A 12,195-nucleotide genomic window follows, 5' to 3' on the forward strand; every position below is an offset into this window, starting at 1 on the left:
CGCCCCGGGGCGCCATCGGCCCTCGGCGCCATCGGGAAAATCCGCGATGATCCCGCCACCGCCATGGAATTCCTCAAGTTCATCCGCTCGCTCGAAGAACTGCTCTACGAGGTGATGACGTGGCTGCTGTTCTATCCGCGCACGCTGTGGCGCGTGCTGCGGCATCCGCTGGCGCTGGCGGCGCAGGCCGAGGCCGAGATGAGCGAGCGGCCGGAGGACCAGTTCATCGACCTGGTCAGTCCGCCGCTGTTCCTGATGCTGTCGATCCTGCTGGCCCATGCGCTGGAGATCGGCCTGCACGCCAACCTGGCGCCCTTCACCTCCGAGGTGGCCAAGGAGGTGCTGTCCTCCGACGCCAACCTGCTGATCTTCCGGGCCATCACCTTCAGTCTCTTCCCGCTGATGATGGCGTCCGGCCTGCTGCGGCGCCAGCGTCGCGAGATCGATCGCAAGACTCTGCGCCGCCCCTTCTTCCTGCAGTGCTTCATCGCCTCGCCGTTCGTGGTGGCGCTGTCGGTGGCGTCGGTCTTCGCCCGGCTCGGCTTCCCGATCGTCGCCACCGCGATGACCAGCAGCGCGGTCGTCTGGTACCTGGCTGTCGAGACGGAGTGGTTCCGCACCCGCCTGGGCATCGGGCGGCTGCGCGCCTTCGGCATCGCGATGAAGCTGGCGTCGATCGCCTTCCTGCTGGCCTTCGGCATCGCCTTCCTGCTGCTGGGGCCCGAGACGTCGTGAGGCGATACAGTGCGCACATGACATCCCCTCGCGACATCCAGACCTTCTCGCGCATGCTGGCAAGCCAGGGACCGGAAGCAGCGCTGGCCTATCTCAACGACGCGGTGCCGCATCGCTACTCGGCCATCTACCGCGTCGACGGCGGCATGCTGCGGAACATCTTCCTGCACGACAAGAAGCACGAGACCCGGCCGGAGTTCCTCGCGGTCGTGCCCTTCGAAGTCAGCTTCTGCCAGTTCGTCCTGCGCGACGGCGCATTCCAGACCAGCGATTCGGGCGGCGACTCCCGGCTCGACGGCCATCCGTACCAGGGCGTGATGGTCAGCTACCACGGCGTTCCGCTGACCGACGCAGCGGGTGCGCTGATCGGCACGCTGTGCCATTTCGATGTGGTCGCGCACGGGCTGGCCGACGAGGAGTTCGACCTGCTCCAGCGCGCCGGGCGAGTGCTGCCGGAGTACCTGCCGCCGCCGGCAGCCTAGCCGGCCGGCATTCGCTCGAAGGCCTGCAGCGAGGGATCGATGGCGTCCCACGCCAGTCCGCGCATGCTGTAGGTGAGTACCTGCGGCGCGAAGCGGCCCGGGTCGTCCAGGCTTCCCGCCGGGACCGCGATCAGCTCCGGCATCGCGGCAAAGCGCAGGAAGACCGGCGTTCCGCAGACCGGACAGAAGGCGTGGACCTTCAGGTTGCCGCTGTCGCCCGCCACCTCCCACTGCGTCGCCTCGCCGGTGATCGCCATCTCGGCGCGCGCAGCAAAGGTCAGCCAGGAGCCGTGTCCGGTGCCGCTTCGCCGCTGGCAGTCGCGGCACTGGCAGTGGTTCTGGAAGAGGGGCGCGTGCGGGGTGGCGTAGCGGATCGTGCCGCAGGCGCATCCGCCCGTGTAGGACTGGGTCATGGAGGTCTCCTGGTTCGGGCCGTCGATCAGGCCGCCTTGGGCTTGGCGAAGACGTCGATGCCCTGTCCCGTCTCGAGCAGCGACTTGAGGCTGGAAAGCACGATCGGCCAGCCCTGCTGGATGCCCTTGGCCATCCCGCTGCCGGCCTCGAGTTCGTCGTGGGTGACGGTCAGCCGCACCATGTCCTCGTAGGCCGCGATGTCGAAGCAGACGCGGCTGTAGCTGGCCGGATCGGCGGCCTGCGAGGCGTTCGCCCAGGTGATGACCAGGCGCGTCGGCGGCGAGACCTCGACCACCTTGCCGACCAGCTGCACCGTGCGCTGCGCATCGGCACGCACATGCTCCCAGCCCGATCCGGGCTGCCAGTCGGAGACGTTCTCGTGGCCCCAGTAGCGCCGCGCGATCTCCGGCCGGGTGATGGCTTCGAACACCTTGTCCGGCGTCGAGCGGATGTAGGTCACGTAGACGAAGCTGGTCTTCTGCGGGTTCATCGTCACTCTCCTTCGAGTTCTTGCTTCAGGTCGTGCAGCAGGCTGAGCCGCTGGCGTTCGAATTTCCGCACCCACCGCTCGTAGACCTCGTGCAGCGGCACCGGGTTGATGAAATGCAGCTTCTCCCGGCCGCGCCAGACGGTGCTGACCAGATTGGCCGCCTCCAGCAGCCCGATGTGCTGCGTCGCCGATTGCCGCGTCATGTCCAGGTGCTCGCAGAGCTGGCCCAGCGTCTGCCCGTTGTTCTCGTACAGCAGGTCGAGCAGCTGTCTGCGTGTCGGGTCGGCCAGCGCCTTGAAGATCTTGTCAGCGTCCATCGGTTGCGTTCATGCGGGAGCGGATGATATGCAGGTAAATACCTGCATGTCAAGCGGCACATCGGCCGATGGCGCCTGCACGCCTGCACGCCTACAGATAGAGCGCCAGGATCTCGACCACCGAGCCCTCGCGCAGCACCGGTATCGCCAGCAGCGCCCAGCTTCCGATCGCCGTCGCCGCGGCAGCGGAGGCGCCGGGCTCCGCGGCGGGCCAGTCGCTGATGGCCGGCGCGCCGCTCGCGCAGGCGCTGGCAATGGCACCCGCAGGCGCGAGCGCCGAGAAGGGCAGCGTCGCCTCCGCGAGCGAGGCGCCGCCGTGCAGTTCGCTGAAGGCGTAGACCCGCCGCAGCCGGGCTGCCGTCGCATCGAGGACCCAGCGCTCGATGCGGCGGGCCAGCGGCAGCGCCGGACCGGCGAGAAAGGTCACGGCGTGGTCGATCGTCCGCTGGGCGGCGACGGGGATCGCGAGGCCACGCAGCAGACCCGCGGCGGCGGCCTCTCCGGCGCGCACGAAGCGATCGGCGGACAGCGGCAGGTCTTCCAGGAATACGGCTTCGCCGCGCTCCCAGGCCTGGCCCGGGAGACCCACCCCGCGCGGCAGGCGGGTCTGGCGCGAGATGGCTTCGAAGCCTTGGGCATTGCTGCCATAGGCACCGTCGACCAGCGTCATGTCCTCGCCGGTGTGCGCGTCGTGGTGCCAGAGCTCGAGCCCGCAGGCGGTGGCGGCATCGTGACCGCAGAAGATCACGAGCACCGAGGTCAGGCGATCGTTCAGCCACAGCGGCCAGGCGACCGCGCAGCTCAGGCCGGCGGCGTGCGCGGCTTCCGTGCGGCGGAAATACGATCCTTCGAAGCGGCCCAGGAGCACCGGCCTGCCTTCATCCCAGGCATGGCCCGGCAAGCCCTCGCCGCGACCCCAGCACAGCTCGCGGCTGGCGGCAGCCAGTCTCTTCGCCGGGCCGTACGCACCGCCGCCGAACTCGAGGAGAGAGCCGTCGGCGCTGGGCAACCAGACCTCGGCGGCCTTGATGAATGTTGAAGCCATGTGACCTCCTGGAGTGCGGCAGTCCACGCAAGTTGCAGGCCACGGCAGCACAGGGCGGCCGTCTTGCATACCTCGGGCATGGAAACTGCTCGCTCAGCGAAGCATGACAACGCCCACGGAAATCAGCGCCCGCATCATCGAATCGATCCTCGCCAGGCGACTTGTTCCCGGTGCCCGGCTGGGCGAGCAGCAGCTCGCGACCGTGTTCGGCTGCAGCCGGACGCTGGTGCGGGAGGCGCTCACCGCCCTGGCCGTGCGCGGCATCGTGGTGGTGAGCGCACGCCGGGGCTGGTTCGTCGTCGAGCTGTCGAAGGAGGAGGCCCGCGAGGCTTTCGAAGCCCGGCTGGTGATCGAGACCGGCCTGCTGCGTCGCCGCCGGCCCGACGCGGCCGCGCTGCGCAGGCTCCGCGAGCACCTCGCCCGGCAGCGCGCCGCGCTCGATGCCAGCGATCCGGGCGCGCGGAGCTTCCTGCTGGGCGACTTCCATGTGTGCCTGGCGGAGTGCCTGGGCAACGGCATCCTCGCGGAGTCGCTGCGCGACCTGACTGCGCGCACCACCCTGGTGGCCATGCGCTTGCAGTCGGCGCACGACGCGCACCGGTCGTGCCGGGAACACGCGGCAATCGTGGAGGCGCTGGAGGCGGGCGACATGCCTCTGGCCGAAAGCCGGATGGCCCATCACCTCGAGACCTGGGAGACCAAGCTTCCGATGCCGGTGGAGACGGATCCGGTCGAACAGCTCCGGCAGGCGCTGCGGCCTGTCGATCAGATGGCATCCAACTTGCATACAAGCCTGCCGACGCAAGTCCGCACATCCCATTCCAAACGCCACGTCCCCTTCGGAGCCACAAGATGACTTTCCCGACCCGCTTGCTCACCCGCGCCTCCATCGGCCTGTCGACCGCGCTGATCCTGGCTGCCGCCGGCACCGCCTCAGCGCAGACTGCCCTCGACGAGGTGCTCAGGACCAAGACCCTTCGCGTCGCCATCCCGACCGACTTTCCGCCCTACGGCTCGGTGGGCACCGACCTCGCGCCGCAGGGCCTGGACATCGACATGGCGCGCTACATCGCGGCCAAGCTCGGCGTGAAGGCCGAGCTGCTGCCCGTGACCACCGCCAACCGCATCCCCTACCTGCAGACCCGGAAGGCGGATCTCGTGATCTCGACCCTCGGCAAGAATCCCGAGCGCGAGAAGGTCATCGACTTCTCGATCGCCTACTCGCCCTTCTTCATCGGCGTGTTCGGGCCGAAGGCGATCGCACTCAAGTCACCCGCCGATCTCGCGGGCAAGTCGATCGCCGTCACGCGCGGCTCGGTCGACGACGCCGAGCTGACCAAGGTCGCACCGCCGTCGACCGAGCTGCGCCGCTTCGAAGACAACAACACGACGATCTCCGCCTTCGTCGCCGGCCAGACCCAGCTGGTCGCCACCAGCGCGCAAGTGGCCTCGGCCATGATGAGCAAGAACCCGCAGCTGGGCGCCGAATACAAGTTCGTGCTCAAGGACTCGCCCAACTTCGTCGGCGTCGCCAAGGGCGAGGACAAGCTGCGCGCGCGGGTCAACGAGATCCTGGCGGAAGCCGGCAAGAGCGGCGAGCTCGACAAGCTCTCGGTCAAGTGGCTCGGCCGCCCGACCGGCGACCTGCCCCAGTGAGGAGCCGGTCGCCATGACAGCCAGCTCGCCGCGCCCTTCCGGCAAGACCACCAAGGTGACCCGCATCGACCGCGACAGCGACAGCACCGTGCAGTCGCTGACCCGCGCCATGCAGCTGCTGGAGCTGCTCGCCGACGACGACGAAGGCTATCGCCTGGTCGACATCGCGGCGCACAGCGGGCTCTCGTCGTCCACCGCGCACCGGCTGCTGACGACGCTCGAGCAGCGGCAGTTCGTCCAGTTCGATCGCGAGACCAGCCTCTGGTACGTGGGGGTGCGCTGCTTCTCGGTCGGCTCGGCGTTCGCGCGGCGCCGCCGCATCGCGCAGCTCGCGCTGCCCGTGATGCGCCGCCTGCGCGACAGCACCGGCGAGAGCATCAACCTGGGCCTTGCCGACCTCGGCGACATCGTCTTCGTGACGCAGGTCGAAAGCCGCGAGACGATGCGCGCCATCGGCAAGCCCGGCTTTCGTGCACCACTGCATGGCACCGCGATGGGGCAGTCGATCCTGGCGGCCATGACCGAGGACGACGTGCTGCAGTACCTGCGCGCCTACGGCCTGCCGAAGCTCACCACCAACACCATCGCGCGGGCCTCGCGGCTGCACGAGACGCTCGGCGAAGTGCGCCGGGCGGGCCACGCGATCGACGACGAGCAGAACGCGGTCGGCCTGCGGTGCATCGCCGCCGCGATCCGCGACGAGCATGCGCAGCCCTTCGGCGCGATCTCTCTGGTCGGCCCGACACAGCGCATCCGGAGTGCCGATTTCGATCGGCTGGGCACTGCGGTGCGCGCGGCCGCCGACGAGATCAGCGCCGCCTACGGCGGCCGCCCGCGCTGAGGCCGGCTGCCGCCTGTTCCGGCCCCGGCCTTCCACCGGCGCAAGGCGCCAAGTGATTGATTCCAAAGGCCTTTTGCCGCTTGTCCCGCGCAGCGGAATAGTCCGCAACGCGCGCGCGATGCAGGCTCCAATGCATGCACTTCCAACCGCATCTGCCTGCAGACAAGACCATGAAAACACTGCTTCCACAGCACGGCATCAGCCGCACGCTGACGCGGGTCTGCGACTGGACCGTGATCGCCTGCGGCTGGTGGCTGATCGCGCTGTCGGTGCTGACCTGCGTCGAGATGCTCGGCCGCAAGGTGTTCTCGTTCAGCCTCCAGGGCATCGACGAGATCGGCTCCTACACCTACGGCATCGTCGGCGCGTTCGGCTTCGCCTACACGCTCATCACGCGCAGCCACACGCGGGTCGACTTCCTGCTGTCGCGCTTCCCGGTGGGCACCCGTGCGCTGCTCAACATGCTCGCCATGGTGAGCCTGGCGGCGTTGTCGCTGCTGTGCCTGTGGCGCGGCTTCAACGTGGTGGTCGAGAGCATCGAGCTGCAAAGCACGGCGGCCACGCCGCTGGCCACGCCGATGTGGATCCCGCAATCGATCTGGCTGGGCGGCTACCTGATGTTCGCGCTGGTCGCGGCCTGGGCGGCCTTCGATGCGCTGCGGCTGTTCGCCGGGCGCCAGACCGGCGAGCTCAACGAGCGCTTCGGCCCGCAGACGATCGAGGAGGAGATCGAGGCCGAGACCGAGGTGCAGCTCAAGGCGCCGCCGTCGGCGCCGCACGCCGCCGCCGCAGGAGCCGCATCATGATCGGCCCCTTGGAGATCCTGGCCGGCCTCGCGATCATGCTGGGCCTGATGTTCATCGGCTTCCACGTCGCGACGACGATGCTGGTGGTCGGCCTGCTCGGCGCGATGCTGCATTTCGGCATGCCGGCGATCAACGCCGTGGGCGAGCAGCTCTGGGCCGCGGGCGAGGACTACCTGCTGCTGTCGATCCCGCTGTACATCCTGCTCGGCGAGATCCTGATGCGGGGCGGCGCGACCGACAAGATGTACCAGTCGCTCGGCCAGTGGCTCAACCGCATGCCGGGCGGACTGCTGCACACCAACATCGGTGCATCGGCGCTGTTCTCGGCCGTGTCGGGCTCCTCGGTCGCGACCGCGGCGACGATCTCCACGGTGGCGCTGCCGGCCTTCAGGAACCGCAAGTACGACCAGCGCATGGTGCTCGGCACCATCGCCGCTGGCGCCAGCCTGGGCAACCTGATCCCGCCGGGCGTGGCCTTCATCATCTACGGCTCGATGACCAACACCTCGGCCGCGCGGCTGTACATGGCCGGCATCCTGCCCGGCGCGATCATGACGGTGCTGTTCCTGCTCACCATCCTGGCGATCTGCGTCTGGCGTCCCTCGGTCGCGGGCACCCGCGAGGCCCGCACGCCGCTGATGGAGAAGCTGCGTCATTCGGTGCACCTGCTCGGCCCGCTGGCCGTGTTCGCGGTGGTGATGGGCGGCATCTACACGGGCTGGGCCACCGTCACCGAAAGCGCCGCGCTGGGCGTGATCGTCTGCCTGCCCATCGCGGCCGGCTACCGCAAGCTGAACATCGCGATGCTGCACGAGTGCTTCCGCTCGACCATGCGGCTCACCGCGATGACGGCGCTGATCCTGGTGGCGGCGCTGTACCTGAACTTCGTGCTCTCGATGCTGGGCGTGCCGCAGGCGCTCGCGAACCTCATCAAGTCGGCCGAGGTCTCGCCGATCATGCTGCTGTGGATGCTGGCGGTGCTGTACCTCGTGCTGGGCATCGCGCTCGAGACGATGCCGATGCTGGTCGGCACGCTGCCGGTGGTGTTTCCGATCATCCAGGCGGCGGGCATCGACCCGGTGTTCTTCGGCGTCTTCATGGTGCTGATGTGCGAGATATCGCTCATCAGCCCGCCCATCGGCATGACGCTCTACGTCATCCAGGGGGTGCGGGGCGAGGGCTCCATCAACGACGTGTTCCAGGGCACCTTGCCCTTCTTCGCCGCCATGATCGTGATGACCGCGATCCTGATCCACAACCCCTCGATCGCCACCTACCTGCCGAACCTCATGTTCGGCAAGTGAGGGCGGCGCTGCGCAATCCCGATTTTTCTTCCAAGGAGTCAGGCATGAAACTGAAGTTCGTCCTTCCGCTGATCGCGGCCACACTCGCGCTGTCGCTGCCGGCGCATGCGGACAACACCCGGCTGCGCGTGGCCGGCAACCTGGTCGCCACCGGGCTGATCCAGCAGACCAAGGAGCAGCCCTTCTTCGAGAACTTCGCGAAGAACACCGGCCTGCCCATCGACGCCGACTACAAGCCGATGGACGTGCTCGGCATCAAGGACGCCGATGGCCTGCGCGTGCTGAAGTCGGGCCTGTTCGACGTGGTCACGCTGCGCCTGGCCCAGGTGTCGCGCGACGAGCCCTTCTTCCTCGGGCCCGACATCGTGGGCTTGTCGACCGACTACGAGGTCGCGCGCAAGGTCGTCGACGCCTACCGCGAGCCCTTCGACAAGCGCCTGCAGGAACGCCATGGCGGCAAGCTGCTGGGCATCTACCCCTTCGGTCCGCAGGTGGTGTTCTGCAAGGTGCCGATCAGCGGCCTGGCGGACCTCAAGGGCCGCAAGGTGCGCGTGTACGACCAGTCGCTGGCCAAGTTCATCGAGAAGCTCGGCGGCATCCCGGTCACGATTCCCTTCGGCGAGACGCAGCAGGCGCTGGAGCGCGGCGTGACCGACTGCGCGATCACCGGCCCGAGCTCGGCCAACTCGGCCGGCTGGCCCGAGGTGACGACGCATTTCATGCCGATCGGCTTCCAGATCGCGCTCAATGCCTACGCGATCAACCTGTCGAAGTGGAACGCCATGACGCCCGACCAGCAAGCCAGGCTGACGGCCGCGTTCAAGACCTTCGAGACCGAGGTCTGGGCCTATTCGAAGGAGCTGTTCGATGACGCTTCGCGCTGCAATGTCGGCAAGGAGCCGTGCCGGACGGTCAAGAAGTTCACGATGAAGGATGTGCCCGTGAAGGCAGCCGACCAGCAGCTGGTTCGCGATGCGCTCACGACCGTGTCCTTCCCGACCTGGAGCGAACTCTGCGACAAGTCCTATGACAAGTGCTCGGCGATCTGGAAGCAGGTGGTCGGCCCGGTGGTCGGCTTCAAGTAGGCCGGCATGCAACCTCTCTGGCAACTCACCGCGACCGAGCTCGCCGCCGGCTATCGCGACGCCGCCTTCACGCCGGTCGATGCGCTGCGGGCCTGCCTGGCGCGCAGCGAGGCGGTCAATCCGCGGCTCAACGCACTGATCACCCTGGACACTGAAGCAGCGCTGGAGGCCGCCGGGCACAGCAGCGCCCGCTGGCGCGACGGATGCGCGCTGGGTGCGCTCGACGGCGTGCCCGTCACGATCAAGGACAACCTGCAGGTGCGGGGCCTGCCGACCCACTGGGGCAGCCGCGCCCTGGCCGGCTTCGTGGCCGACCGCGACGAGCTGCCGGTCGCCCGCCTGCGCGAGGCCGGCGCCGTGATCTTCGGCAAGACCAACGTGCCCGAGTTCACGATGCAGGGCTACACCGACAACCCGGTGTTCGGGCCCACGGGCAATCCCTGGAACCCTGCGCTCACGCCCGGCGGCTCGTCCGGCGGGGCGGTGGCGCTGGTGGCCGCCGGCGGCTGCCCGGTCGCGCTGGGCACCGATGGCGGTGGCTCGATCCGAAGGCCCGCCTCGCACACCAACCTGGTCGGCTTCAAGCCTTCGCGCGCCCGCGTGCCGCGCGGCCATGGGCTGCCGCCGATCTTTCTCGACTTCGAAGTGGCGGGTCCGATCGCGCGCAGCGTGGCCGACGTGGCGGCGGTGATGCAGGTGATCGGGCGCGGGGCCGCGCAGGAGGGGAGTTCGCGCGGCGCGCGCATCCTCTTCATTCCGCGCTTCGGCGACCACCCGGTCGATCCGCAGATCGCGGCCTTGACCGAGACCGCCGCGCGCCGGCTCGCCGACCTGGGCCACGAGCTCACGACGGCGCAGCACTTCGACATGGCCGAGGCGGTCAACCAGCGCTGGCCGCTGCTCTCGCAGGTCGGCCTGGCGTGGCTGGTCGCGCATCCGCAGGAGCTGTCGCGGCCCTTCGATCCCTCGCTGTTCGGGCCGCTGATGCAGGCGAATGCCGAGAGCGGTCGCCGGGCGTCCGCGGCGGATCTGTTCGATCTGCTGTTCGAGGCCGAGCGGCTGCGAAGCGGCCTGTCGGGGCTGTTCGACCGCTACGACTTCCTGTTGACGCCGGCGGCGGCCGCGCTGCCGTGGCCGGCCGGAGAGACCCACCCGACGCGCATCGACGGGCGCGAGGTCGGCCCGCGCGGCCATGCGGTGTTCGCGGGCTTCGCCAACGCCGCCGGCCTGCCGGCCATCGCGCTGCCGTGCGGCTTCGCCGGCGACATGCCGGTCGGCATGCAGCTGGTCGCCCGCGAAGGCGGGGACGACGCGCTGCTGGCGCTCGCCCGCTCGATCGAGAAGGCCCACCCATGGCAGCGCTTCCCCGAGCTCTGACTTTGAGTGCATCCTTCTGACTTTTCAAAGCCGACAACAGGAGAGCCAGATGTCCCATTCGAAGATCGATGCCGTGGTCGAAGCGCTGCTCAGCGCGCGCCGCGACACCACCCCGTGCGCCGCCGCGCCGCTGGCCGACGGGCTGGCCGACGCGGGCGAGGCCTATGCGGTTCAGCAGCGCGTGGCCGATGCGCTCGGCTGGTTCGCTGCCGCCCCGCCCAAGTTCTGGAAGGCCGGCGGCCCGTCGCGCGATGCCGTGCTGACCCATGCGCCGCTGCCGCCGGCCGGTGTCTGGACCAGCCCGGCACGCGCCGGCGACTGGCCGTTTCACATGCGCGGCATCGAGGCCGAGGTGGCGCTGCGGCTCGGACGCGAGGTCGATCAGGCGCTCGCCTCGACGCTGGACGTCGACACCGCCGCGCAGCTGATCGATGCGATGGCGGTCGCTATCGAAATCGTCGATTCGCGCTGGCAGGAGGCCAACGATGCGCCCGCCTTGTGCAAGCTGGCCGACCTGCAATCGCATGGTGCGCTGGTGCTGGGCGACTGGGTCCCCTTCGCGCGGCGCGACTGGAGCGCCCAGACCTGCCAGGTGCAGATCGGCGCCGAGCCGCGGGTCGAGCGCCGCGGCACGCATTCGCTCGGCGACCCTGCCTGGCTGCTGCCCATCTGGCTGCGGCATGCGACGCGCCATGGCGATCGCCTGGCGGCCGGCACGGTCGTGACCACCGGCACCTGGGTGGGCGTCCTGCAGGCGCAAGCGGGCGACCTCGTCAGCGTCGAGTTTCCGGGCATCGGCAGCGCCTCGGTGCAGTTGTAGGCGCCTTCGAATCCGCCAGATGTCCAGGCCAAGACGCATCGGCGTGCTGACGCCTTCCTCCAACACCGCGCTCGAGCCGCTGACCAGCGCGATGGTCGCCGGCGTGCCGGACGTCTCCGCGCATTTCTCGCGGTTTCGGGTGACCGAGATCTCGATGGGAGACCGATCGCGCAACCAGTTCGACGAACGCGCCATCCTCGACGCCGCCGGACTGCTGGCCGACGCCAGGGTCGACGTGATCTGCTGGAGCGGCACCTCCGCCAGCTGGCTCGGCTTCGAGCGCGACCGCGCGCTGTGCGCGCGCATCGCCGAAGCCACCGGCATTCCCGCGACCACCTCGGTGCTGGCACTGAACGAGCTGCTGGCCGCGCAGGGGGCCGGCACGCTGGGGCTGGTCTCGCCCTATGTCGAGGACGTGCAGCGGCGGATCGTTGCCAACTACGCGGCGCTCGGTGTCGCGTGCGTGGCGGAGCGCCACCTCGACCTGAGCGTGAACTTCTCGTTCGCCGAAGTCGACGCGAACACGCTGCGCGCCATGCTGCGCGAAGTCGCGCAGCACAAGCCCGATGCCATCACCGTGATGTGCACCAACCTGCATGGCGCGCCGCTGGCGGACGAGATGGAGCGCGAGCTCGGCATTCCGATCTACGACTCGGTGGCCACCGTGGTGTGGAAGGCCCTGAAGATCACCGGCATCGACACCCGGCAGGTAGCGGGCTGGGGCGGACTGTTCGCCCTGTCTTGACGCCGATGCGGGTGATTTCGGCGCCCGGCCCTTCAGCTTTCGGTGGCGGCTGCCGATAGCCTTGAATTGCGCCGCGCT

The 12,195-nt window shown here is 69.0% G+C and carries 15 protein-coding genes; 11 read left to right on the forward strand and 4 right to left on the reverse strand.

The genetic code is table 11. The features are described from left to right. Positions 1-63 precede the first annotated feature (63 nt). Positions 64-735, forward strand: a complete 672-nt coding sequence (locus tag QTI45_RS13870) for a hypothetical protein (RefSeq protein ID WP_286654747.1) — start codon at positions 64-66, stop codon at positions 733-735. 17 nt (positions 736-752) lie between these two features. Further along, complete coding sequence (locus QTI45_RS13875) at positions 753-1,217, forward strand: guanylate cyclase (RefSeq protein ID WP_286654748.1); 465 nt, start codon at positions 753-755, stop codon at positions 1,215-1,217. Here QTI45_RS13875 and QTI45_RS13880 read toward each other — a convergent pair. From QTI45_RS13880 to QTI45_RS13895, 4 genes are all read right to left on the reverse strand, one after another. Continuing rightward, positions 1,214-1,630, reverse strand: a complete 417-nt coding sequence (locus tag QTI45_RS13880; RefSeq protein WP_286654749.1) for a GFA family protein — start codon at positions 1,628-1,630, stop codon at positions 1,214-1,216. The genes QTI45_RS13875 and QTI45_RS13880 overlap by 4 nt on opposite strands. Positions 1,631-1,656: 26 nt before the next feature. Then, positions 1,657-2,121, reverse strand: a complete 465-nt coding sequence (locus tag QTI45_RS13885; RefSeq protein WP_286373343.1) for an SRPBCC family protein — start codon at positions 2,119-2,121, stop codon at positions 1,657-1,659. A gap of 2 nt (positions 2,122-2,123) precedes the next feature. Beyond that, the gene (locus QTI45_RS13890; RefSeq protein WP_286373344.1) at positions 2,124-2,438 is read right to left on the reverse strand and encodes an ArsR/SmtB family transcription factor; all 315 of its coding nucleotides are present in this window, start codon (positions 2,436-2,438) and stop codon (positions 2,124-2,126) included. 91 nt (positions 2,439-2,529) lie between these two features. After that, positions 2,530-3,483, reverse strand: a complete 954-nt coding sequence (locus tag QTI45_RS13895; protein WP_286654750.1) for a hypothetical protein — start codon at positions 3,481-3,483, stop codon at positions 2,530-2,532. A 103-nt stretch (positions 3,484-3,586) separates the two neighbouring features. Here QTI45_RS13895 and QTI45_RS13900 point away from each other — a divergent pair, with 103 nt between their 5' ends. The 9 genes from QTI45_RS13900 to QTI45_RS13940 all read left to right on the forward strand — a co-directional run bounded on the left by QTI45_RS13900 (position 3,587) and on the right by QTI45_RS13940 (position 12,117). Continuing rightward, positions 3,587-4,339: a GntR family transcriptional regulator gene (locus QTI45_RS13900; RefSeq protein ID WP_286654751.1), complete on the forward strand. Its 753-nt coding sequence runs from the start codon at positions 3,587-3,589 to the stop codon at positions 4,337-4,339. Continuing rightward, on the forward strand, positions 4,336-5,139 hold the full coding sequence (locus QTI45_RS13905) for a transporter substrate-binding domain-containing protein (protein ID WP_286654752.1): 804 nt from the start codon (positions 4,336-4,338) through the stop codon (positions 5,137-5,139). Before QTI45_RS13900 ends, QTI45_RS13905 begins: the two co-directional genes overlap by 4 nt. A gap of 13 nt (positions 5,140-5,152) precedes the next feature. Continuing rightward, positions 5,153-5,980, forward strand: coding sequence for an IclR family transcriptional regulator (locus QTI45_RS13910; RefSeq protein ID WP_286654753.1), 828 nt, complete (start codon positions 5,153-5,155; stop codon positions 5,978-5,980). Positions 5,981-6,150: 170 nt separating this feature from the next. Then, positions 6,151-6,786, forward strand: coding sequence for a TRAP transporter small permease subunit (locus QTI45_RS13915; RefSeq protein ID WP_286654754.1), 636 nt, complete (start codon positions 6,151-6,153; stop codon positions 6,784-6,786). Beyond that, complete coding sequence (locus QTI45_RS13920) at positions 6,783-8,090, forward strand: TRAP transporter large permease (RefSeq protein WP_286654755.1); 1,308 nt, start codon at positions 6,783-6,785, stop codon at positions 8,088-8,090. Before QTI45_RS13915 ends, QTI45_RS13920 begins: the two co-directional genes overlap by 4 nt. A gap of 44 nt (positions 8,091-8,134) precedes the next feature. Continuing rightward, on the forward strand, positions 8,135-9,175 hold the full coding sequence (locus QTI45_RS13925) for a TRAP transporter substrate-binding protein (RefSeq protein ID WP_286373350.1): 1,041 nt from the start codon (positions 8,135-8,137) through the stop codon (positions 9,173-9,175). Positions 9,176-9,181: 6 nt separating this feature from the next. Then, the gene (locus QTI45_RS13930; RefSeq protein WP_286654756.1) at positions 9,182-10,552 is read left to right on the forward strand and encodes an amidase; all 1,371 of its coding nucleotides are present in this window, start codon (positions 9,182-9,184) and stop codon (positions 10,550-10,552) included. A 49-nt stretch (positions 10,553-10,601) separates the two neighbouring features. Then, positions 10,602-11,372, forward strand: coding sequence for a fumarylacetoacetate hydrolase family protein (locus QTI45_RS13935; protein WP_286654757.1), 771 nt, complete (start codon positions 10,602-10,604; stop codon positions 11,370-11,372). 19 nt (positions 11,373-11,391) lie between these two features. Then, positions 11,392-12,117, forward strand: a complete 726-nt coding sequence (locus tag QTI45_RS13940; RefSeq protein ID WP_286654758.1) for a maleate cis-trans isomerase family protein — start codon at positions 11,392-11,394, stop codon at positions 12,115-12,117. Positions 12,118-12,195 lie beyond the last annotated feature (78 nt).

Source organism: Variovorax saccharolyticus, assembly GCF_030316765.1.
Taxonomy (GTDB): Bacteria; Pseudomonadota; Gammaproteobacteria; order Burkholderiales; family Burkholderiaceae_C; genus Variovorax; species Variovorax saccharolyticus.